General features: G+C 44.3%; 18 protein-coding genes. 13 read left to right on the forward strand and 5 right to left on the reverse strand.

Annotated elements, in window-relative coordinates; genetic code table 11:
• Positions 1–40: 40 nt before the first annotated feature.
• On the reverse strand, positions 41–1,462 hold the full coding sequence (gene der, locus DLE54_RS08195) for a ribosome biogenesis GTPase Der (protein WP_011960976.1): 1,422 nt from the start codon (positions 1,460–1,462) through the stop codon (positions 41–43).
• 470 nt (positions 1,463–1,932) lie between these two features.
• On the opposite strand from der, the gene DLE54_RS08200 reads away from it, so the two are divergent.
• Positions 1,933–2,640 (forward strand): hypothetical protein, encoded by a 708-nt coding sequence (locus DLE54_RS08200; protein ID WP_011960977.1) that lies wholly within the window; start codon positions 1,933–1,935, stop codon positions 2,638–2,640.
• 160 nt (positions 2,641–2,800) lie between these two features.
• Positions 2,801–4,651, forward strand: coding sequence for a monovalent cation:proton antiporter-2 (CPA2) family protein (locus DLE54_RS08205; protein WP_011960978.1), 1,851 nt, complete (start codon positions 2,801–2,803; stop codon positions 4,649–4,651).
• A 34-nt stretch (positions 4,652–4,685) separates the two neighbouring features.
• On the opposite strand, the gene DLE54_RS08210 is transcribed toward DLE54_RS08205, so the two are convergent.
• Positions 4,686–5,651, reverse strand: coding sequence for a DUF2628 domain-containing protein (locus DLE54_RS08210; protein WP_227535063.1), 966 nt, complete (start codon positions 5,649–5,651; stop codon positions 4,686–4,688).
• A gap of 176 nt (positions 5,652–5,827) precedes the next feature.
• Here DLE54_RS08210 and trmB point away from each other — a divergent pair, with 176 nt between their 5' ends.
• The 10 genes from trmB to DLE54_RS08260 all read left to right on the forward strand — a co-directional run bounded on the left by trmB (position 5,828) and on the right by DLE54_RS08260 (position 17,751).
• Positions 5,828–6,628, forward strand: coding sequence for a tRNA (guanosine(46)-N7)-methyltransferase TrmB (gene trmB, locus DLE54_RS08215; RefSeq protein ID WP_110817365.1), 801 nt, complete (start codon positions 5,828–5,830; stop codon positions 6,626–6,628).
• A gap of 712 nt (positions 6,629–7,340) precedes the next feature.
• Positions 7,341–7,829, forward strand: coding sequence for a 23S rRNA (pseudouridine(1915)-N(3))-methyltransferase RlmH (gene rlmH, locus DLE54_RS08220; RefSeq protein ID WP_110816827.1), 489 nt, complete (start codon positions 7,341–7,343; stop codon positions 7,827–7,829).
• Positions 7,830–7,913: 84 nt separating this feature from the next.
• The gene (locus DLE54_RS08225; protein WP_227535073.1) at positions 7,914–8,795 is read left to right on the forward strand and encodes a DODA-type extradiol aromatic ring-opening family dioxygenase; all 882 of its coding nucleotides are present in this window, start codon (positions 7,914–7,916) and stop codon (positions 8,793–8,795) included.
• Positions 8,796–8,915: 120 nt separating this feature from the next.
• Positions 8,916–9,686, forward strand: coding sequence for a 7-cyano-7-deazaguanine synthase QueC (gene queC / locus DLE54_RS08230; protein WP_110816829.1), 771 nt, complete (start codon positions 8,916–8,918; stop codon positions 9,684–9,686).
• Positions 9,687–9,956: 270 nt separating this feature from the next.
• Positions 9,957–10,304 carry a hypothetical protein gene (locus tag DLE54_RS08235; RefSeq protein WP_011960984.1) on the forward strand — a complete coding sequence of 116 codons (348 nt, stop codon included), beginning with the start codon at positions 9,957–9,959 and terminating at the stop codon, positions 10,302–10,304.
• Positions 10,305–10,568: 264 nt separating this feature from the next.
• Positions 10,569–11,063 carry a peroxiredoxin gene (locus tag DLE54_RS08240; protein WP_110816830.1) on the forward strand — a complete coding sequence of 165 codons (495 nt, stop codon included), beginning with the start codon at positions 10,569–10,571 and terminating at the stop codon, positions 11,061–11,063.
• 116 nt (positions 11,064–11,179) lie between these two features.
• Positions 11,180–12,727 carry a dihydrolipoyl dehydrogenase gene (locus DLE54_RS08245; RefSeq protein ID WP_110816831.1) on the forward strand — a complete coding sequence of 516 codons (1,548 nt, stop codon included), beginning with the start codon at positions 11,180–11,182 and terminating at the stop codon, positions 12,725–12,727.
• Between the two features lie 210 nt (positions 12,728–12,937).
• On the forward strand, positions 12,938–14,110 hold the full coding sequence (locus tag DLE54_RS08250) for a mechanosensitive ion channel family protein (RefSeq protein ID WP_110816832.1): 1,173 nt from the start codon (positions 12,938–12,940) through the stop codon (positions 14,108–14,110).
• A gap of 278 nt (positions 14,111–14,388) precedes the next feature.
• Positions 14,389–16,809, forward strand: coding sequence for a bifunctional 23S rRNA (guanine(2069)-N(7))-methyltransferase RlmK/23S rRNA (guanine(2445)-N(2))-methyltransferase RlmL (gene rlmKL / locus DLE54_RS08255; RefSeq protein WP_110816833.1), 2,421 nt, complete (start codon positions 14,389–14,391; stop codon positions 16,807–16,809).
• 159 nt (positions 16,810–16,968) lie between these two features.
• Positions 16,969–17,751, forward strand: a complete 783-nt coding sequence (locus DLE54_RS08260) for an AraC family transcriptional regulator (RefSeq protein WP_110816834.1) — start codon at positions 16,969–16,971, stop codon at positions 17,749–17,751.
• A gap of 28 nt (positions 17,752–17,779) precedes the next feature.
• On the opposite strand, the gene DLE54_RS08265 is transcribed toward DLE54_RS08260, so the two are convergent.
• From DLE54_RS08265 to DLE54_RS08275, 3 genes are all read right to left on the reverse strand, one after another.
• Entirely contained in the window at positions 17,780–18,238 is a 459-nt protein-coding gene (locus DLE54_RS08265) for a DMT family transporter (RefSeq protein WP_110816835.1), read from the reverse strand.
• Positions 18,239–18,465: 227 nt separating this feature from the next.
• A complete protein-coding gene (gene prmC, locus DLE54_RS08270) occupies positions 18,466–19,395 on the reverse strand; it encodes a peptide chain release factor N(5)-glutamine methyltransferase (protein WP_110816836.1) in 930 nt (309 codons plus the stop codon).
• Positions 19,396–19,412: 17 nt separating this feature from the next.
• Positions 19,413–21,305, reverse strand: a complete 1,893-nt coding sequence (locus DLE54_RS08275) for an AmpG family muropeptide MFS transporter (RefSeq protein WP_197708888.1) — start codon at positions 21,303–21,305, stop codon at positions 19,413–19,415.
• A 316-nt stretch (positions 21,306–21,621) separates the two neighbouring features.
• On the opposite strand from DLE54_RS08275, the gene DLE54_RS08280 reads away from it, so the two are divergent.
• On the forward strand, positions 21,622–22,551 hold the full coding sequence (locus tag DLE54_RS08280) for a LysR substrate-binding domain-containing protein (protein WP_110816837.1): 930 nt from the start codon (positions 21,622–21,624) through the stop codon (positions 22,549–22,551).
• Positions 22,552–22,680 lie beyond the last annotated feature (129 nt).

Here is a 22,680-nt window from a genome sequence, read left to right on the forward strand (position 1 = left end):
TATGACCGCCCCTTCTTTTATACTTTAAAGCTCAAGGGTGCTACTTTTTATGCGAGCCTTTTTTGTACTTCATGTTGCGGCGCTTTTGGCGGGCTTCAGAGACCCCAGGTCTTAGCTTCTTAGATGAAGTGGTCTTCTTGCCAGCATAAGGGTTGGTATTAAGCTTGAATTCAACCTTTAATGGCGTGCCCTCTAGGTTAAACACCTTACGAAACTCATTTTCTAAATAACGCTGATAGCTTTTAGGCAGGGAGCCTGTCTGATTACCATGGATAACGATAATCGGTGGATTATGACCACCCAAATGCGCATAACGTAGCTTAATACGGCGCCCACCTGACATAGGTGGCGGGTTTGCGGCCACAGCATCTTCTAGAATCTGAGTCAAACGATTGGTCGATACTTTGAACATCGATGAGGCATAAGCTTTATGAATCGATGGATATAGGTTACCGACGTTGGTACCATGTAGCGCTGAGATGAAGTGTACTTTGACATACGGAATGAAGTTAAATCGGCGATCAAGCTCGATGCGTATCATCTCTTTTTTGTCTTCTGATAGCCCATCCCATTTGTTAATTGCCACCACCATAGCCCGGCCAGCATCTAGCGCATAACCCAGCATATGTAAATCTTGATCGACAATACCTTCTTGGGCATCAATGACAGCGACGACCACGTTGGCATCTTTAATGGCTTGTAGGGCTTTAATTACTGAGAATTTTTCAACTTTTTCATCAATACGGCCACGGCGACGTACACCGGCAGTATCAATAAGTACGTAGTTTTTGCCATTGCGCTCAAAGGGGATATAAATACTGTCACGGGTGGTGCCTGGCATGTCATACACCACAACGCGCTCTTCACCAAGCATGCGGTTAACCAGCGTGGATTTACCCACGTTCGGGCGACCGATAATTGCAAGCTTCAGCCCCCCTTGATCTTCTTCTTCCACATCCTCTGGCATATCGGCAGTTAAATCATCAAGTAAGTTGGCAATACCTCGGCCATGACTGGCTGTCATAGGGTATGGCTCACCCAATCCTAATGCATAAAACTCAGCGGGCGCAGCATCATGAACGCCATCAATTTTGTTGGCCACCAGGTATACCGGCTTGCCTAAGGTATGCAGCATTTTACCAATTTCAGCATCAGCGCCAATCATACCGGCACGAGCATCAACCACAAACACGAGAATATCTGCTTCATGGATGGCGGTATGCGATTGTGCGGACATATAGTCATCAATACTACCGCGGCCATCATCAGCCTCGCCAATACCGCCGGTATCAATCACAACAAAAGACTTGTTGTTATACGTGGCATCACCATACTGTCTGTCACGAGTGAGTCCGGACAGATCAGCGACTAAGGCTTGACGGGTTTTGGTCATTTGGTTAAATATTGTCGATTTACCCACATTTGGGCGACCTATTAAGGCAACGACAGGTTTCATGGACATCTTTTATCTCACTTGGTTTTACAAGGCTTTAATGATTGAGGGTTAAATCAGAGTGCTTGATAGATTATTAAATTGGGGTTGATTAGGGGTTAGGGCAATTGATTCGATGCCAATTTCTATCATGACACCTACCGCCTTAGCACCAATCTGCACAGCGGCATCATCTCTTATAAAAATTAAAGTTGAGTTATCTCAACATAGTTCTTAAAATAATTTCCAGTTTGTTAAAAAAGCCAATAATATGGACCCTATCATTCGCGCTTAAGTCGAATTTTATTGATTGGTCTGTATTGTGCTGTTTTTCTGGCCACTACTGACAGGCTACTGTGAGATCACCACCACCCATAACCGGGGTAAAAGCTTATTATCTAGCGTATGTCGTCAAAATAATATAACAGACTAAACGCAATTAGATTGCTCGGCTATGATAACATGGTTTTAACCCTCTTAATAATGAACCTATATCAATTATGTCAAGACGCTCTGCACCTTTTGTCGCTCCCGAAGATATTATCCCAGATCCTTTATCTAAGGAGGGTAAATCACTTGCTAAAGAATTACTCTCAGGGTTGCAGGCAGATATTGCCGCGTTTCGTCATGACCAGTTTCCGCCAGATATTATAACTCAAGTGCGCGACATGCCCATTTATCAGGGCAATAAAGACGAAGTTGCCGCGTATCATGCACGATGGAAGCCGCTGATACAAAGAGCATTGCAGTTTTATCCGGCAGCCTATTTGCCGCCTGATAACCTGCCTTTGCCTGCAAGTTTAGAGATTCCACAATTTATCTATCACGTGCAGCGGCTACATTTGACCAAAACTCGTGCCAAAGAATCCAAAAACTTTGGCTCGGTGGGCGCACTTATCGAAAAATGCGGTGAGTTTACTGAAAATGAGTATCTACGTCTAGAAAAAGTCTTGGCCAATGATGAAACGGCGCGGCTGGTTGCACATCGAGAGTTTATTGATCTGCGTGCTTATGTGTTTTGTCGCAATGACAAGGGCGAGCTGCTTGATCCTGAGCGTATTCGTTTTTATCGTACTGGACTTATTGTCCATGCCCTGCCGGACTTCAAGGTTGTCGATAGCCGTCAAAAACCCAGAAAAAAACGCAATGATGCTTACAGTAATCCCCTAGCCGATAACGGCGTTTGGAAAGTATATCGCAAAAAATAGCCCACTGTTTGTGGCCATTATTTCAATTTTTGAAGCACGCTTACGTTTTAAGCGGCTTTGAATAGTAACCATCACTGTTGTGACATACCTCTTTTATCACTTGTTTTATCACTTGCTTGCCCTAAGCTTACCGCCACTGCTCTACAAATAAGGATCCTACATGATTGCAGCCTCCCTTGTTCAACCCAGTCTCATGTTACAAGCGACCATCTTTTTAGGTGCCGCCTTGTTATTGGTACCTTTGGGCAAGCGGCTGCATATCTCAACTGTACTGGGTTATCTGATTACTGGCTTGCTGCTGGGTCCGAGTGTGTTTGATGTGGCCGGTGATGCCGAAAGCTTAATGCACTTTTCTGAGTTTGGGGTGGTCATGCTGTTGTTCGTCATCGGACTTGAGCTGCAGCCCTCACGGCTTTGGGCGCTGCGTCACTCGATTTTTGTATTCGGGGGCTTGCAAGTTGGGGTGACAGGCTTATTGTTAATGGGGCTGCTGTATGAATTTAGCAGCTTAAAATTAGACACCGCCTTTATTGTCGGCTTTGGTCTGGCGTTGTCTTCTACTGCCTTTGTGCTACAAGTATTGACCGAAAAGGAGCAACTGTCGAGCACCCATGGCCGCGAAGCCTTTACCATCTTATTGTTCCAAGACATCGCGGTTATTCCTCTGCTGGCTGCCATTCCCTTCTTATCTGGGGTGCGTGAGCAGACTTATGACTTAATTTATTTTGGTAAAGTTGTGGCAGTGTTTGGCGGCTTATTCTTAGTCAGCCGTTATGTTGTACGCCCTTTTTTCAAGTTCGTGGCCTTAAGTGGTGCCAATGAGCTGCTGACCGCCGTGGCGCTATTTATTGTCATGGGCGTGTCTATTTTGATGGGTCAGATTGGCTTATCTATGGCATTGGGTGCTTTTTTGACCGGTGTACTACTGGCCGACTCTGAATACCGCCATGAGCTTGAAGCCAGTATTGAGCCTTTTAAAGGCTTGCTGCTGGGTCTATTTTTTATGTCCGTTGGTATGCTCACCGACGTCAAACTTATCTTGGCGCACCCCGCTTTTATCATTGGTGCAGCCATTGCCTTAATGGTAATTAAATTTGGGGTGATTACCATTATTGCCCGCTTATTAGGCAACCGCTTACCAACCAGTATTCGTCTGGGGGTGACTTTGGCTCAAGGCGGTGAGTTTGCTTTTGTGTTATTTAGCACGGCGGCCAATTCAAACGTACTGCGTCCAGAGCATGCCAATCTACTGACTTTGATTGTGACCATCTCTATGGCACTGACCCCTATTGGATTTATGCTGCTTGAAAAATTCGGTGAGCCCAGATTTGATAAAGGTCAGCCAGACCGTGAATATGACAGCATCCCTGACCATGAGCATCCGGTAATTATCGCAGGCTTTGGCCGTGTCGGACAAATTATCGGCCGCGTACTGCGCATGCATAATATCGAATTTACCGCCATTGAAAGCTCAGCCAACCAAGTGGATTTCGTGCGTAAGTTTGGTAACCAAGTTTATTATGGTAACCCGCAAAATCCGCAAATCTTGCGTACTGCCGGTATTGAGAAGGCACGCCTGTTTATCATCGCCATTGATGATATCGAGCGCTCTATTGCCACTGCCCGCTACTTGCATACCAATTATCCGCATCTTCAAATCCTAGTACGTGCGCGTAACCGGGCCCATTTTTACCGTTTGCGAGAGATTGGTATTACTCACATTTGGCGCGAAACCTACTTATCCTCGCTAGATATGTCACGTGAGTCGCTTGAGCTGCTTGGTATTTCTCCTCAAAAAGCGCGCGAGACCATTACCGCCTTTCGTGATTATGATGACAAACTGTTGGCACAGCAGCAGGCCATTTATGAAGATGAGGCCAAGATGATTGCCTCAGTACAGTCCTCTATGATGGAGCTTGAAAGCTTATTTGACTCTGATCATTCAGAGGGCAAAAAGCTGGACTTAAATGAAATAGAAACCGCAGTGGGCATTCATAAATCCAGCTCTTAGCAGGCCAGGTTGTCTGATTTTCAACTGGGTTTATTTAGCTGCTTTGACATATCGCAGGGCGCTGCTTGTCATTTAAAGTACTGATACATTGCCATTTGCCCTGCTTATCGGCTGAGGGACGATACATAATAAAGCGCTGCCCATTAAGATTGCGATTGGGAAATGGCACCCCAGTGAGACTAGCCATCAATACGCAGCTACTGGGTTTATTACCCAAGGCCGGGGTCTGCGCGACTACTTCAAAACGGATATTTTGTGCCGTGCTGTCAACAGACATCCCGACCGGGCACTGGCCTTGGGCTTGATAAGCGGCTTCCACTTGGGCAGTGGCGACTCGGGTAAGCCCAAAGCTTTCTTGAATAATGCCTGTGGCTTTAGGCTTGGCATATAAGGGCAAAAACTGCTGCTGGATAACGGTTATTAGGAATAAAAACAGCCCAAAAGAGGCCGCCAGACCAACCACACTAACGCCGCCCTCCTTTTTTAAATGCGCTTTTTGCTGCTCAGGGGCTCGAGGATAATCCTCTAATACATCCGCAATCTCTCGGCGCGCCATGCGATAATAATAAGCATCGGCCCAGCGTGCGACCATCACTGACCAAAAAATCCAAATCGCCAACGCAATGAAAGCCCGCACCCCCATCTGATAGCCATGCGCCACAAGCGGCATAAACATATATTCAAAGGCAACCAATACAATAACCACATTAAGCTGAATAAAAGACCAGCCCGCTACGGTATATACGATACAATCCAAATAGCGCTTGCGATACAGCAGCCATCCAAAGGTGGCAATAAATGCCGCCCAATTCCATTTAGGCGACAAATAGCCTTGCTCATCAAACTGAGCAAAGCGTTTTAAATAATAAGCTTGCGATCGCTTACCAATGAACCATTTATCCAGCTGAGTACGCTGCTCAGCACTAAGCTTAGGCTGATAAAATGGCGGTGGCGAGGTCTCTTCAATAAACAACATACCGGCTAAGCCTTGTATAAACATCTATCATGCTAAGTACACGCAAACTATCGAGGTTTGCGCATCGTTTTATAGGGAGATAACCGCTATAATACGCCAAAATGACTGATTTTTTTAGCCAGGCTGTGGTTTTTCAACCGTCTTTGCCTGCTGCTAATATCTTTACTCTTATAACGCCAATAGTGGACGATTTTTTTAATATGAGCGCTGAGACTACCCCCAACACCCCAAACACCCCAAATATAGACAACTCACAAACCTCTGAAGCCAATGACGCCGCCTACCCGCGCCTCATCAAAACCTTTATGAAGCGCCGTACCCACCTTAACAAAAATGCCGAGCAAGCGCTAACTGATCCTGTTTATGCCAAGTATATCGTCAATACGATGGATGACAGAGGCCAAGGCCTTATTGAGGACATCACAGACTTGCGCGCTTTATTTGCTGATACGGAACAAACCCCTAACGGCCCAGATGCACCGCTGACCTTTGAAATTGGGTTTGGTATGGGGGGATCACTGATTGAGATGGCCAAAGCTGATCCCACGCGTAACTTCGTGGGCATTGAGGTGCATGAGCCGGGTATCGGTAAATGTGCCTTTACCGCTGACGAGGAAGGTCTGAGTAACATTAAGATTATCAACGGTGATGCCATCGCCCTAATGCAGCAGCTGCCTGAGAATCATATTGACCGTATTCAGCTGTACTTCCCCGATCCATGGCAAAAAAAGCGCCATTATAAACGCCGCTTTGTAAGCCCCAAGCGCATGCAAATTGTCACCCGAGTACTTAAAACCGGTGGCTGGTTCCATACGGCAACAGACTGGGAGCATTATGCGTTTTGGATGTTAGAGGTGCTCGATAACTTTGAGGGGCTGACCAATACGGCAGGCGAAGGTAACTTTACGCCGCGCCCTGACTTTCGTCCTTTGACCAAATTTGAAAAACGTGGCATCGATAGAGGTCATGGGGTATGGGATTTGATCTACACTAAAGACTAATAGGCCATCGTTTTTAACCCATAAACAAAAAAACAATTCACTTTTAGTATTGTCATCATCGTGAAACATCTGCCAAAAATAGTCCTTAACAGCCTTGAAAATACTGGTTTTTTATATTTTTTGGCAGATTTATTAATTTTTTGTAGCGCCATGCCATTTTTTCCAAACTTTGATAAGTTGCTTGTAAGCTATGCCAGACAAGGGCGTGCGGACTTTTCCCCATATACTGTGGATAACTCTGTGGATAACTGGGTGTTTGACAACTGATACCCTAGAGCCATTAGGGCTTTAGGTAAAATTGTTCATTTTTTATACAGTTATTTTTACCATAAAAATCAAACACTTATGTAGATAATTGTTTTTATGCTGTTTTAATCAAATTTTTTGGGCTCAAAATGTATAAAATAAGTTAATGTTTCACAGCTTGACCCATGGGTCTTTTTTTCTCTGTGGATAACTGGCTATTTTAGCGTTTGTCCGGTTGACTTTTTTCACCGTATCAGCTTTGTGCATTATTGGCTAATGATGATTAACTCGCTATTAAAAGCAGGTTAACTGACGTTTAAAACCGTAGGTTTTATTATTTTAATTGGCTTTAGGTATTGCTATGCATTGGCATGCATTGTTATGTTTTGATCAGTATGGCAGATATTGGAGTTTAGTACTCCCAGTTAGCTTGAGTGTTAGCACAAGGCTTAATTAAGGCTTTTTTATGAAATTACGAATTCTAAGTGTCGGCAGTAAAATGCCTAAATGGATTGATACTGGGTTTAATGAGTATCACAAACGTATTCAGCCGATGTTGACTACCGAAATGGTCGATTTGGCCGCTGCAAAACGCGCCAAAAGCCCCTCAGAAGCCAATCTAGCACAGTATCGTGAGCAGGAAGGAAAAGCCATTTTGGCCACCCATCAAAGTAACTCACGTGAGAAGCTTTGGGTGCTCGACGTTAAGGGTAAGATGCTATCGACCGAGCAGTTAGCCGATAAGCTCAGTGAAGCGATGCAAGTTGGTGACGATGTGGCATTGGTGATTGGCGGCGCTGATGGGGTATCACCTGAGGTACTGGCCGCAGCGGACTTTAAGTGGTCATTATCACCATTAACCCTGCCCCATCCCTTGGTACGTGTGGTATTGATGGAGCAGCTTTATCGAGCAATGAGTATCAATAACAATCACCCTTATCACCGCGGTAATTAGCACTCAAAGAGCGCACGATCAGGGTAATGTATGGCAAACATCACCTCAACTTTAAAAAATGCTGCCCGCCCCCATAATTAGCTTATGACACATTCAAATCGTACCCACAGCTCAACCTTTAGCCCAGTGACTGCCATCACAAGGCTCACAAGCTTTGAGCCAGTCACTAACAGTCACAAGCCAAAAGTGCGTTCCATGCAAGCGCTGGCCACATTGCCGGCGCTATTTATTTCGCATGGGGCGCCTACCTTTGCGCTTGAAAAAAGCGCCACCACCAATGCGCTGGCGCGTACTGGGCAAAACCTACCCAAGCCCAAAGCTATTGTGATTATGTCAGCACACTGGGTCACTCAAACCCTTGAGATTGCCAGTAACCCTACACCGCAGACCTGGCATGATTTCTCAGGGTTTAGTCATGAGCTTAATCGCATTGAATACCCTGCTTTAGGCCATCCTGAGCTGGCTGAGTCGCTATCAAATCAGCTTAATAAAATGGGCGTCATCAACAGTCTTAATCCACTGCGACCTTTAGATCACGGGGTATGGGTACCACTTCTTCATCTATATCCAGAAGCTGATGTGCCCATTGTGCAGCTGTCATTACCCAAGCACTTCGACGCTTATGCCTGTTATCAATTGGGCAGCTTGTTTGAGCAGCTTCGCCATGAGCAAATCTTAGTGATTGGTTCTGGCAGTATCACCCATAATCTGGCGGCCTTAAGTTGGAACGCTTCTAGTGAAGATGCCAGTGCCAAAGCCTTTAAAGTCTGGCTACTGCAACAGTTAAAGACGGACATTCCAGCGGCTTTAGATTGGCAGCAGTTCGCTCAAGTGGAGCAGGTTCACCCCAGTGCTGAGCATTTACTGCCCCTATTTTTTGCGCTGGGCTGCGGTCAACGGGTGTCGGTCATTCATGAAAGCATGTCACATCATAGCTTAGGCATGGATATGTACCGTTTTGATTAAACCCTGCCGGACAAGACACCCCCAATGGCGTCATTTTTGTTAAAATAGACGGTTTTCATTGCCCCATTGTTATTTTAATAACTGCCATTTTTAATTGTTTAAGCCTTTTAGGACACCCTTATGACTGATGCCTCAGCAGATGCTTTAACCTCACCCTCTAACAGTGGCGCAAGCCAAGATACTTCTCAGCAAAACGCGGTGGTACTTCTCTCAGGCGGGCTAGACTCTGTCACTTGCTTATACTGGGCAAAAGCGCGCTATGCCAAAGTCACGGCTGTGAGTTTTAATTATGGTCAACGTCATAACAGTGAATTGGTCGCAGCCAAAAGCATCGCTGGCCAAGCTGGCGTCAATCATAAAATCATCGATATCGATATTGCGCAGTTAGGCGGCTCTTCATTAACTGACCATGATATGACCGTTCCAGATGGCGATGCGGACAAATTCCCGACGCATACCGATGACATCGACAACCAAGCCATCCCGAACACCTATGTCCCTGCGCGCAACACCATATTTTTATCATATGCCTTAGCAGTGGCTGAGGTAACCGATTCAAATCATATCGTCATTGGTGTCAGCTCAGTTGACTATTCAGGCTACCCGGATTGTCGTCCTGAATACATCAATGCCTTTGAGGTTATGGCCAATTTAGCCACCAAAGCGGGGGTCACTGGACATAAGCTGCACATTCAAACACCGCTACAAATGCTCTCAAAAGCCCAGACCATTCAGCTCGGCAACTCATTGGGTGTAGACTACTCGCAAACCATTTCGTGTTACAAAGCTGACAGCGAAGGCCGAGCTTGCGGTATCTGTGACAGCTGCACTCTGCGCAAAAGAGGCTTTAGTGATGCCGGATTGACCGACCCTACCCGTTATGCCGGCTAATAGAATGGCTTTATCGCATTGGCGTTGGCCGTTATGTAACGGCCTAGTAACATTTATTTGCAACTGGATAGCAAAATTCATTATCAATCTCACTATGAGCTTGGTAAGGTATGCTGTTAGATTAGCTAGGCATAAGACCAAGCGGATTGCGGTCTTTATGCTGCAGTTATGTTATAAAAATTTAAGCAAAGAGGGTGTTGTACTGGCTAATCTTTCTTAAAACTGCGCTTTCTTTTAATACTACCTGTTGCCCTCAAAGGATTTTCGTTTATGATGTTTATCACAAAAAAAGTATTGCCTCTGTTCGCGCTTGGCGCTTCTGCGGCTATGTTTATCACGCCAGCTCAAGCCTTAGATATCAAGCAAGATCAAATTGATCAGTGCGTCAAAGGTACAGTAAGTTATAAAGTAGCGGACAATGCCACAGCCAAAAAATTATGCAGCTGCACCGTCAATGTGCGCAGTAAAATGACTTTGGGTCAAATGTGGGAAATTGAGAGCTACGCACAAAGTGGTAAAGACCCCTCAAAGTTGTCTTATGCCAAAAACATGCAAAATGAATTACAACAGTGCACCAAAGGCTTAAAGCTTAATCCCCCTCAAAAACCAAAAGCCTAGTCTTTAAAGGCTAAGTCTTTATGGGCATAGCCTTTAGGGCTTTAATACGCAGCTAAGCTGTGGATCATTTTTTGAATATTGACCTGTTTTAATTAGGCTGACCTATGTCAGCCTTTTTTTATACCTTAAAGGTTTACTTAACGCTTACACGCGACGCTTTGAGTCATTACTCAATCTTAGGTAAACTACTCTAAAAACAATAACTGCCTTTTAGATTAATAAATGTAGATGAATAAATTCATTTAAGTAAATAAGGAAAACAAAATGGCCAAACCCACTGACGAAATGATTACCCTACCTAACTTCCCAATGCCTATGGTACAAAGCATAGATGATGACATGGTAGAGAGCGAAGTAGTACTTGATCAGTTTGTTGAGAATATGGAGAAAGGCTTAATTATTTACTTCTATCCACGTGATAATACGCCCGGATGTACCACTCAGGCGACTGACTTTACCGCCAAACTTAGTGAATTTGATGCGCTTGGCTACGAGGTTATCGGGGTGTCTAGAGACAGTATTGAATCGCATAAGAAATTTATCGAAAAACACCATCTTCAAATTGCGCTCATCAGTGATACAGATGAAAAGCTTTGCCAGCACTTCGATGTGATTAAAGAAAAAAATATGTATGGCAAAAAAACTCTAGGCCTGGTGCGCTCTGCTTTTGTGTTTGATAAAAATGGCACACTGACCCACGCTCAGCGTAATTTGCGTGCTAAGGACTATGCCGATAGACTTCTTGACACCTTATCGTAATGGTTATCTTAAATACCTTGTTTAAGCACAATGCAGTCTTTATAAAAATCTAAGGTATTACCTGTGTTTGCGGCATAGCCTCCATAAATTATTTATAACCTAATACAAGGATTATCATGACAAAACCTGCAATAGACTCTCAAAAATCCATTCGTTATGTTGATGCTGCTGTGATTGGTGCAGGTACGGCAGGCCATAATGCTTATCGTCAGATTAGCAAGGTAACAGACAATGTGGTCATCATTAACGAAGGTATCTGGTCAACAACTTGTACCACCATGGGCTGTATGCCCAGCAAGCTGTTAATTGCAGCTGCAGATAGAGCACATCACGCCAACCATTCAGAAGAATTCGGTATTGAAGGCCAAGCTATCATCAATGGCAAACAAGTCATGAAACGGGTGCAGTCAGAAAGAGATCGCTTCTCAAGCTTTGCGCTTAAAAATGTCGCGAGTTGGGATGAGAATAATAAAATCTATGGCCGAGCTGTGTTCTTAGAAGATGGCCTGATCGAAGCACATACCTCAACCGGCGAGACGCTATACATAAAGGCGGAGCATATTATTATTGCCACTGGCTCCAAACCTTTTGTACCAGAAGGTTGGAAGCTAACTTTGGGCGATGCCCTTATCACCTCAGATACAATTTTTGAGCTACCCGATTTGCCAAAGTCGATGGCGGTCGTGGGTGCCGGTGCTATCGGCCTAGAGTTGGCACAAGCCATGAGCCGATTAGGCGTTGAGGTGGCTATTTTTAATCGCAGCGAAAATGTCGGCGGTATCAAAGATGAGATTGTCAATCAAAAAGCAATAGACTGCTTTTCAAAACAGCTGGATTTGCGTCTGGCCACCAACATCCAAAGCGTATCGCGTGATGACAGTGCCAATAGCGCTCAGGCCATCATTAACTACACCGATGCCCAAGGTAATAGCCAAACTTGGCAAGGTGAAAAAGTTCTGGTAGCTACTGGCCGCCATAATACGTTAGATACTTTCGGCGTCGAGCACTTAGGGGTGCGTTTGGATGATAAAAATCGTCCGCAAGACAGGGACACCATCACCGGTAGGATCAAAGATACCAATGTTTATATCGTTGGCGATGCCAATGCTTATATGCCCTTATTGCATGTCTCAAGTAATGAAGGTTATTTATCTGGCAAAGAGGTAGCGCTAAAGATCTCAGGGCTATCAGATAAAGTTAGTATGAGTGATGCCATTGAACACGACCCTGACAGTTCAAAAAACAGCACTCTTTTAAATGATATTGCCCCTGATAAATCACAAACTGTCACCACCCCCATGTCGGTTATATTTACCTCGCCTCAAATTATGTCGGTTGGACAGACTATAGATGAGATTGAAAAATCTGGCGAAGCTTATGTGGTGGGTGAGGTAAGCTTTGACAATCAAGGTCGTAGCCGTGTGATGGGCGTGAACTGCGGATTATTACGTATTTATAGCGCTGCCAACACCGGTCTTGTATTAGGCGCAAGTATGGTAGGGCCTGATGCTGAATATCTTGCCCATATTTTGGCGACCGCCATTACTAATAAAGTAGATATTGATGGCTTACTAGACAGCCCCTTCTACCACCCCACGATACTGGAAGGCCTACGCACTGCACTGCGTGATGTCGCCGCTAAGCTAAGAGCCTACCAAGCCTAGTATAATAAACACGTATTGTGCTATTCATAAAGACACTCTAACTATAGGGTGTTTTTTTATAGCAGGGTATTTTGTATAGCAGGATGTTTTTATAGATAGTGCATAAGCGCATCGCAAGATGGTCTCAACTTATCTCATTTTGTTGTATATTACTACTTTAAAACCAAGAATCCTAACTGCTCCAAATACTCACGATTTATAGGAAGTGCAATGGCAAAAGAGACCGGCTCAAAGATTAGCGCATTTTTTCAAGAAATTATGCACGACTTATATTCGAGCTTATATCTTGCCATCGGTGGTGATCTAGAAGAAGAGACTCATGACTGGGCATCACGTGGTGCTGAACTGGCCAGTACCACCATTAAGATTATTATCCTACTGGCTATTCTTGGCTGTCTATATTGGCTGTTTATCTATATGATTAAACACAATAAAGAGCGGTTAAAGCTTAGCGACAAGCGTATGAGTATTGCCCGCTCCACCATCCGCTACATTTGGGTGGTCAGCTGCCTTATAGCGGTAATGAGTCAGATTAATATTGAGCCATCCACTGTCAAAGCCACAGCCAAGGCCAGTATTTGGGCCGGTATCTATTATGTGCTATGGACCTCCTCTGAGCAGGTGATTAGCCGTGTGCTTAAGCATTACGGCCTCAATGCCTCTATTGAGCAATTGCTTAAAAATGTATTTTCTGTGCTTATTGTGGTATTAGGTCTGGCCAGCGTCATGGCACAGTTTGGCTTCGATATTGTCTCCTTGGTTGCAGGTTTAGGTATTGTCGGTTTGGCAGTGGGTTTTGCGGCGCAGTCTACGATTGCTAACTTTATTTCAGGTATTACCATCTTGCTTGAACAGTCCTTTCAGGTCGGTGACTGGATTAGTCTTGGTGATAAAGAAGGGCGTGTGATTGTCATCTCCTTGCGTACAACTCATATTTTAACCCGGGATAACATTACAATTATTATCCCCAATGCGACAGTCGCCTCATCCGAGGTGACTAACTTAACCTCCAAAAACTTTATTCGTTTTGATATTCAAGCTCGCATCGCCCTAGAAGCAGATATAGAAGCGGCACGCCAAGTCATTCTTAATGTTATCAGTGATATGGATAACATTCTTAAACGCCCTGAGCCGTCTGCTACCATTGATCATATTAGTGATTTTGGTGCGGTATTTATTGTGCGCTTTTGGGTCACGCCAGCAGCAGTACCACGTATTCCGCGTATTAAAGAGGCGCTACATGAGCAAATCAAAACTCAGCTACAAGCGGCAGATATTGCTATCCCCTATCCGCATATGCGCATCTTAATGCCCAAAGATGTGGATTATCCCATTGATACCAAGCCCTTCGAGGTCACCACCCATATCAGCGATAAAAAATAGCACAGCACATCAGTACAAAACAGCGTGTCATGACCTCTAAATAAAGGCAGGGAGGTTTTGCCCAAATGGGTGAAAATTATGTCAACGGACAGATTAATTTGCAGTGCCTTGTCAGCGATTGTGTTAAAATCACTGACCATAAATACTGGTTTAAATCACCACACCCCTTATAACAACCTCTTAGCTTAACTCATACTTTAAATCTGCATCCTCTCGTCAATTCAATATCATTGAATGGGCCGATGCATGACTAAGCAACACAAACGTAAAGGCCACCTATGTCCACCCCTACATCCGAAAATACCCCCTTAACCACCAACGCAACAGACGATACTCCATCCAGCACACGCTATGATATTGTTATCACTTGTGCCGACGGCTTAGAAGCACCTTTGCAAACAGAGCTGAGTCACATGGATATCGTCAGTGATATCAAAAGTACGGGGCGTCTGAGTGTCTCGGCCACGTTAGAGCAGGTGTATCGTATATGTCTGTGGTCGCGTGTCGCCTCACGGGTATTACTACCACTCAAAAAGCGTAATATTAATAAAGAATACGATGTTGCTGAGCAGCTAAATGGCCTTGCCAAGACCATTGATTGGACCCAGTGGTTTGGGCTCGACAATACCTTTGCGATTCGCATGAGCGTTGATAAAAGAGTTCAAGTGAGCCAGCAGTTTGCGATGCTGCGTATCAAAGATGCGATTGCCGATACCTTTACTGAAAAGTATGACAGCCGCCCTGATGTCGATAGTAATGACCCAGACTTTCCGATTTATGCCACGGTGAATGACAAACAGGCAGAGATTTTTTTAGACTTATCGGGTACCAGCTTGCACCGCCGTGGCTACCGTGTCGCCATGACAGATGCACCGCTAAAAGAGAACTTAGCTGCAGGCCTACTGTACAGCGTGGGCTGGCATAAAACCAAAAACAGCTACAGCGCTCTCATTGACCCGATGTGTGGCTCAGGTACCTTTATTATCGAAGCGCTACTGATGCAGTGCGACTATGCGGTGGGCATCGATAAAGCAGAATCACAATTTGGTTTTTATCACTGGCATGAGCACAACTCTGAGCTGTGGCAGCAGTGTGTCAATGACGCACAACAGCGCTTTCATACGGGCTTAGAAAAAGCCGCCTCAGGTAAATTGCCAACGATTATGGGCTTCGATGCTGATGCTGGCGCGATTAAAGCCACCCACAAAAACTTAATTGCCGCAGGCCTTATTGAGATTATTCCACATTTGACCTTAGAGCAGCGTCCGCTGTCACAGCTAAAGATAGCTTTGGCCAAACCGCTATTAGACCGTAAGCTAAAACGTCCTTTGGTTATTACCAACCCACCTTATGGCGAGCGTTTGGGCGAAAGTGACTTTATTAAGCCCTTGTATCAAGGCCTAGGTTTGACCTTGCAAGAGATTTTCGCCAAACAAAAATACCAGCCCATGCTAGGTCTGCTTGCCGCTCATGTCGAGCAAGCTGACGTGCTGCCTATTGAAGACCCGCAAACTTTGCGCTGTCATAATGGCGCCATTACCGTGTATTTCCGTCATGGTCAGCTGATCCGCAAAGAGGGCGAAAGCCTAATCACCCGCTTTGAGAAAACCGAAATTAAAGTGGATGAAGCGCAAGATTTCGTCAACCGTCTGCAAAAGAATGTGAACCATCTAAAAAAACTGGCTGCCAAAGAAGATGTGACCAACTTGCGTGTTTATGATGCAGATTTGCCCGACTATAAAGTGGCCATTGATGTTTATGGCGACTATGTCCATGTGCAAGAGTGGGCTCCGCCGAAGAGTATTCCACCAGAAACTGCTCGCAAACGCTTTAATCTTGCGCTCATGGGTATCCGTGAAGTGTTTGGCATCAACCGAGAGCAAATCTTTATCAAGACCCGTGCTCGACAAGTGGGTAACACTCAATATGGCAACCCTGAAGCCAGCGCTCAATCTAAAGAGTCAAAAAATGCCCCAGAGCTTAAAAAGGACAACCGCAATCGCTATAAAGGCAATAAGTTTCAGCAAGCCCGTGAACAGGCCAAGCGCCAAGAAGCTCAGCGTCTGGCACAAAAGAAACGTAAAATGCATGTGGTGCAAGAAGACGGCGCTTACTTTTATGTTAACTTCACCGATTATCTAGATACCGGCCTGTTTATTGACCACAGAAATATGCGTAGTATGATTCGCTCTGCTAGCCGCGGTGCGGATGTATTAAACCTATTCGCTTATACCTGTACTGCCAGTGTTCACGCCGCACTTGGCGGGGCAAAATCAGTGACCAGTGTCGATTTATCGCAAAACTATCTGGACTGGGGCAAACAAAACTTTGCGCTAAATGGTCTAGATGTGACCACCAGCCGTTATCAGTTTATTGCCTCTGATATCTTTGACTGGATTAAAGACAATACCGATCAGTTTGATGTGATATTTATCGATCCACCGACCTTTTCAAACTCGAAAAAGTTCCAAGGGACGTTTGACGTGCAGCGTGACCACACAGCACTGATTAACCGTGCCATGAACCGTCTATCAAATGGTGGCGTGATTTATTTCTCGAATAACTTTACTAAGTTTGAATTAGATGAAACGCTGTATGATCGTTATGAAGTCACTGAGATTACCAGTGAAACCATTGGTTTTGACTTTAATCCCAAAAAGCCAATTCACCACAGTTTTGAGATTCGTCATAAGCTTTAAAAGTTAGCGATAGCACTTTACACATAAATAAAGCCCCGTTAGTTAGCTAGCGGGGCTTCTTTAGCTTTGTGATGACCATATCTGTTATTCATGCGATTATATTTATTTTAATAATAATGTATTCTAGGCTCATTGCTATGATTCGCTAGGAATACTTTTATGAGTAACGCACCTCCGCCACAGTGCTTATTTATTCGAACCTATGGTCAGCAGCCAAAGGGGCATAGTCACCGCCATCTGCAAATCACTATTCCTCTCACCGGCACCATCAACATGATAATGAACGATGAGGTGCTTAACGTTCATTATGGTGAAGCAGTGATTATACCTAGCCACATGTTCCATCAGTTTAAGGCACAAGAGGATTTTCGTTTTCTGGTCATGGACTTACCTCAAACGCTCAATCTGAATCATTTCCTACGAAATAATTCTCAAGGCATCAATGACAACTATCAAGCTAATAACTATAAAAATAGTGATTTACACATTCCTCTTGATGAGAAGACACTGTTGTTTATACAGTTTATTGAAAAACAATTAACCACTGCTGGCAATACTACAATTGAAGCGCTTATGCTTGAACTATTAACTGAACTCATTAGCTCTCTCGATAGGCCTTACCGTCCAGACTCTCGGATTACCAAAGTCATTAACAGAATAGACCAAGATATTGCAGCCCCTCATTGCATTGCATCTTTGGCAGAGGTTGCCTGCCTCAGTCCTAGCCAATTTAAGGCTGTGTTTAAGCACCAACTGGGATGTTTGCCAAATGATTATATTACCGAAAAACGTATGCAAAAAGCACTAGGACTTATCTTAAATACAGATTTGCCAATCGCTATTATTGCCGAACAATGTGGTTATCGTAGTGTACCTGCCTTTATAAGACGATTTAAACAAACATACAATCAAACGCCTAATAAAATGCGTATCAATTCATAGCACAAATGGGTTTTAATTTGTCTAATTATTACTTTTTAGATTCACCATAAATCATAATTAACCCACCTAACGTTACTAACAAAAGGCCTGATAATTTATAAACATCAATTTGTCTAATTTCAAGCCCAAACAGACCTGTTTGGCTTAGAATTATCGCAAAATACATCTGTCCAAGAAATACCCATAATAGCGTATTACCCGATCCTATCTTTGGTGCAGCAATAAACATAAATAAAATATAAAGACTACCAAGAAACCCTGGAGACCACATCCACCAACTTGCATTTGCGACCTCTGGAGGTTTAATACCACCACTTATAAGATACGACATTATTAACGAGGCAGCTGTACCACCAAGATACAAATAGAAAGTAGCTTGAATCTGTGAAGCTTGAGTGCTTTCTCTAAAAGCATTTACAATGGCGAGTTGTAGCGGCACAATAGCGCCACCTAATAAACTGATAATCACATAAGGTAAAATATTCATAACTTAATGCCTGTGCGGTTACTTTATAAAAAAGTATGCCGATACAGGCGAAAATAAAGCAAGAAAACTACCTTTTTGGGATATAAAACAAGCCGTTCAGGTAATAAAGTATTATCTTTTCTAAAAATAACTTAGCGTTGTAAAACAATCTAACATACGAGATGTATAGTTCTCACTCGGTTTTCTTGCTATGTTAACTTTTAGATTCGGTATAAGCGTTATGATGGTTAAAAATAAACCCCCATCGTCACTCTATCATTGCCGCCATAATCTTGAACAGTCTTAACCTGTGTATAGCCAAAATCAGTAAAAATTTGACGAACTGCCGCGCCTTGGTCATAGCCATGCTCAACCGCTAACAGACCGCCACTTACCAAATAGCCTCTTGCCTGCTCAGCTATCTGCCTAATATCAGCCAGCCCATTATCAGGCGCAACCAAAGCCGATAACGGCTCAGCTTTAAGCTTGTCTAGGTGCTCATCATCATCAACGATATAAGGCGGATTGGACACGATGACATCGAAGCGTGGCGACTCTTTATTTGTATTAGCTGCCTCTAATGCGCTAAACCAATCACTTTGGATAAACTCAATGTTAGTGACCTTATTAAAAACCGCATTGCGCTTGGCAACCTCTAAAGCAGGGTTAGAGTAATCAATCGCGGTCACTTGCCACTGACTGGCTGTATGATTGGGCGCTAACATTTGCAGCTCATGCGCCAAACTAATGGCGATACAGCCAGAGCCTGTGCCTAAGTCCAATAACCGCTTGGGCAACTTGTTGGCATCATCGATATCATCGGCATCATCGTTCTGAACTTGGGCATAATGCGTATCAATCCAATCCAGTACCTGCTCTATCAACACCTCCGTATCTGGTCTTGGTATGAGTGTGTGCTCATTAACGAAGAAGTCTAGCGACCAAAATGCTTGCTTACCAGTCAGATAAGCCAGCGGTGTGCCAGAGCGCATCTGAGCAATACCAGACTCAAAATGCGCTTGCTCAGCGTCAGTAAGCTTATACTCTGCATCAGTAATCAAAAATGAGGCAGGCTTTTGTAACACATATAGTAGCCAGTCAGCGACCCAGTGTTCAGGCAAATCACCGTAATCATTTTTTTTCATCTGGCTGATGCTCAACCGCTGCTGTGCCGTCATTGCTATCCTACCTTGGGTTATTTTTTGCTTTCAGGCTGAGTGTTGGCAGTATCATCAAGCGCCAGCTGACTGGCTGCCACATCGTCGCCATAAATGTCATCATTGCCGCCAATCACGATATACTTATCTACCAAATAGATCAGCACTAAAATCGGAATACCAATAACAAAGGTAAAGGTAAAGAAGAACGGCCAGCTGGTCGTCTCTACAATAGAGCCTGAATAGCCACCCATTACCTTAGGAATTAGGGTCATAATCGATGAGAAAATAGCGTATTGAACCGCCGTAAATTTAATCGAGGTTAACGCCGATAAGAAGGCAATAAACACCATACTGGCAAAGCCTGATGCCAAGTTATCGACAATGACCGCAAAATACATATACTCAACACTGCCTTGATGGTAAGTCAGCAAGATGAATAACAAGTTGGTAGAGGACGCCAAGACAGCACCGAGCATCATCACCTGCATGATGCGCATTCTTTGAGCCAACATACCGCCTAAGAAGCCGCCGACAATCGCCATAATAACCCCAACTAACTTCACCGCATCGGCGATTTGGGTTTTATCAAAGCCCATCTCTTGATAAAACACGTTTGAGATGACGCCAGCGACGATATCTGAGATACGATACAGGCCAATTAGTGCCAAAAGTAGCAAGGCCTTTTTGCCATAGCGGCGGAAAAAATCTAAGATAGGATTAATCCAAGTTGCCATCGCCACTTCTTTTTTGACCAGGCCCACTTTTACCAACAATAAACCGCTGATAATTGCCAATCCTAAGCTTGCCAATAAGCGAAGTGTGGCGATTAAAAAGGCCGCCAGCGCATCTTCGAACTCAGGAAGTACTTTACCAATAAGGTTATAACCGGCCACGAATACCACCACGGATAGTACAAATACCAATACCAATCTGAGATAGTCGTTTTTGGACTCGGTCACAGTGGGCGCTTTATTAATAATTTTTGGCTGATTGATAAACAAAAACAGCAATAACAAAGGTGCAGCCGCGATGGCCACAGCAAAATAGTTATTTAGTAGCGGATAAACCGTTTTAGGCACCAACACCATACTGCTACCTGACAGTCTGTTATACAAGGTTTCTATTAAATACGGCAGCCCAATTAAAGTACCTGGTACCAATAAAATCGCCGAGTAAATAGAGAACAGCTTGAGGTTAAGCTGTTGTTTTTTGATCTGTAAAATCTCAGCGGTCGGCTCGTAGCCGGCAAAGGTCGTCAGTAAAGGTAGGGTCATGATCAGCGCCATAACATAGTAAGTATTACGCCATGCCTCATAGCTATATGCCGTTTCAGTAGAGCCAAAGTATACGGCCAGATATAAAGATCCAGCACCGGCGACAATCATACCGATGCGGTAGCCGGTAACATAGATAGAGGACAATACCGGCTGCATTTCAGGCGGGGCAAGCTCAATACGGTACGCATCAATGACGATATCTTGCGTTGCTGCGGAGAATCCTAAAAGTACGGATCCTGCTGCCATTAAATGCAGCACATTGACCTCAGCAGGGTTGACGCTGGCCATCAAATAAATGGCCAAAATAATCAGCAACTGCGCGACCACCATCCATGCTCGGCGACGCCCTAACCAGTTGGTCAGTATTGGTACAGGGATTGCATCAATAAGCGGCGCCCAGATGAATTTAAACGCATAGCCAAGACCTGCCCAACTAAACATGGTGATGATACTCAGATCCACACCTGCTTCATTCAGCCAAAGCCCCAAGCTTGAGAAAATCAGCATAATGGGCAAGCCGGCGGCGAACCCTAAAAAGAACATAATTAGGACGCGCAGGTCTTTAAAAGCCTTTAAAGAGTCAATCCAAGATTTTTTGGCAGGGGACAACTTAGCTTTTGAGCTGCGTTTAGTAGGGGTCGATACAGACATAGCAGACCTATAGTTATAAAATCAGAAAACCGTTATGTTACTTTAGAATGGCAGGCTTGACTAGCCGTATCGTATTGCGCGTACAATACAGTCGGCAGTTGGTGCACTGAAACTGGGCATATGTTACCAAATAGCGGTATAATGTTTGGGTTAAATGGTGTGCCCTCTTTATAATAAATTAAGTTAATAAATTCAGCTGATAGCTTTGGCTTATTGTGCAGGCTCTTTATATGTTTAGTAGGCTAAATTTGCTTTGGCCACTGACGTGTTTTGAGTGAGCTTTTTAAGTGTTGCTGAAGTGATATAGGAAAAATTTATGGCCATTGATGTCATCGTCAATCAAAGACATTTACAAATTCAGCTTAAACAGTTAGAGACGGTATGGCATACCGTAATTAATGGCTATAACTTAAGCCAAGCGGCGCAAGTGCTACATACTAGCCAATCAAGCCTGTCAAAGCACATCTCCGCTTTAGAAAACCAATTAAAAGCCGAAGTCTTCGTGCGCCAAGGCAAACGCTTAACCGGACTGACCCCTGTCGGTGAAGCGCTACTGCCCCATATTGAGGCAATTTTTACCGAAATTCGCACCATTGAGAATATCAGCCTTGATTACAACAACCCACAGACTGGTACACTAACCCTAGCCACCACCCATACCCAAGCACGCTATGTACTGCCAGATATTATCAAGCAGTTTAAGCAGCAGTTCCCTAAGGTGCAGCTGGTGCTACAGCAAGCCGATCCGCAAACGATTGCCAATATGGTCATTCGAGGTCAAGCCGATATCGGTATTGCTACTGAAGCACTGCTACAAAACTCTTATCTACGCTGCTACCGTTATTATGATTGGTCTCACCGTGTTATCGTGCCTAAAGACCATGAACTGGCAGAATTAGACAGTATTGATTTGCCGACTCTTGCCAGCTATCCTTTGGTCACCTATCACGGCGGCTTCACAGGTCGCAGTGCCATTGATAAGACCTTCCACGATGCCGGTCTTGAGCCTGAAATTGTCCTTGCTGCTCTCGATGCCGATGTGATTAGTACCTATGTTGGGGCAGGTCTTGGTGTGGGTATTATCGCTGAAATGGCCTTTGAGCCAGGTCATTACCAGAATCTGACTGCCATTCCTGTTGATCATTTTGGCCGCTTTACCAGTTGGATTGCGGTGCGAGATGACGCTGAGATTCGCCACTTTGGGCAGGCATTTATTCAGCTTTGCCAACAGCAATTTAGCAGCTAACTGCTCTTTGAAAACCCTCGGTTGATATCAAACTTGCGTTGACTCACAACCTTAATTTTCTTTTCATTGATACACGCTTTTTACTCTTGCACCTTGATGGCGCAAGAGTTTTTTTTGCTTTTTGTAACT

The sequence above is a fragment of the Psychrobacter sp. YP14 genome, from assembly GCF_003209315.1.
Taxonomy (GTDB): Bacteria; Pseudomonadota; Gammaproteobacteria; order Pseudomonadales; family Moraxellaceae; genus Psychrobacter; species Psychrobacter raelei.

Bases quoted from the DNA above. Each gene is read 5' to 3' on its own strand.
- queC (WP_110816829.1), top strand. From the start codon at position 8,916: ATGACTGATGCCTCAGCAGATGCTTTAACCTCACCCTCTAACAGTGGC.
- rlmKL (WP_110816833.1), top strand. From the start codon at position 14,389: ATGTCCACCCCTACATCCGAAAATACCCCCTTAACCACCAACGCAACA.
- DLE54_RS08265 (WP_110816835.1), bottom strand. From the start codon at position 18,238: ATGAATATTTTACCTTATGTGATTATCAGTTTATTAGGTGGCGCTATT.
- DLE54_RS08260 (WP_110816834.1), top strand. From the start codon at position 16,969: ATGAGTAACGCACCTCCGCCACAGTGCTTATTTATTCGAACCTATGGT.
- DLE54_RS08200 (WP_011960977.1), top strand. From the start codon at position 1,933: ATGTCAAGACGCTCTGCACCTTTTGTCGCTCCCGAAGATATTATCCCA.
- rlmH (WP_110816827.1), top strand. From the start codon at position 7,341: ATGAAATTACGAATTCTAAGTGTCGGCAGTAAAATGCCTAAATGGATT.
- DLE54_RS08205 (WP_011960978.1), top strand. From the start codon at position 2,801: ATGATTGCAGCCTCCCTTGTTCAACCCAGTCTCATGTTACAAGCGACC.
- DLE54_RS08280 (WP_110816837.1), top strand. From the start codon at position 21,622: ATGGCCATTGATGTCATCGTCAATCAAAGACATTTACAAATTCAGCTT.
- DLE54_RS08210 (WP_227535063.1), bottom strand. From the start codon at position 5,651: ATGTTTATACAAGGCTTAGCCGGTATGTTGTTTATTGAAGAGACCTCG.
- prmC (WP_110816836.1), bottom strand. From the start codon at position 19,395: ATGACGGCACAGCAGCGGTTGAGCATCAGCCAGATGAAAAAAAATGAT.
- trmB (WP_110817365.1), top strand. From the start codon at position 5,828: ATGAGCGCTGAGACTACCCCCAACACCCCAAACACCCCAAATATAGAC.
- DLE54_RS08225 (WP_227535073.1), top strand. From the start codon at position 7,914: ATGACACATTCAAATCGTACCCACAGCTCAACCTTTAGCCCAGTGACT.
- DLE54_RS08245 (WP_110816831.1), top strand. From the start codon at position 11,180: ATGACAAAACCTGCAATAGACTCTCAAAAATCCATTCGTTATGTTGAT.
- DLE54_RS08235 (WP_011960984.1), top strand. From the start codon at position 9,957: ATGATGTTTATCACAAAAAAAGTATTGCCTCTGTTCGCGCTTGGCGCT.
- DLE54_RS08240 (WP_110816830.1), top strand. From the start codon at position 10,569: ATGGCCAAACCCACTGACGAAATGATTACCCTACCTAACTTCCCAATG.
- DLE54_RS08250 (WP_110816832.1), top strand. From the start codon at position 12,938: ATGGCAAAAGAGACCGGCTCAAAGATTAGCGCATTTTTTCAAGAAATT.
- der (WP_011960976.1), bottom strand. From the start codon at position 1,462: ATGTCCATGAAACCTGTCGTTGCCTTAATAGGTCGCCCAAATGTGGGT.
- DLE54_RS08275 (WP_197708888.1), bottom strand. From the start codon at position 21,305: ATGTCTGTATCGACCCCTACTAAACGCAGCTCAAAAGCTAAGTTGTCC.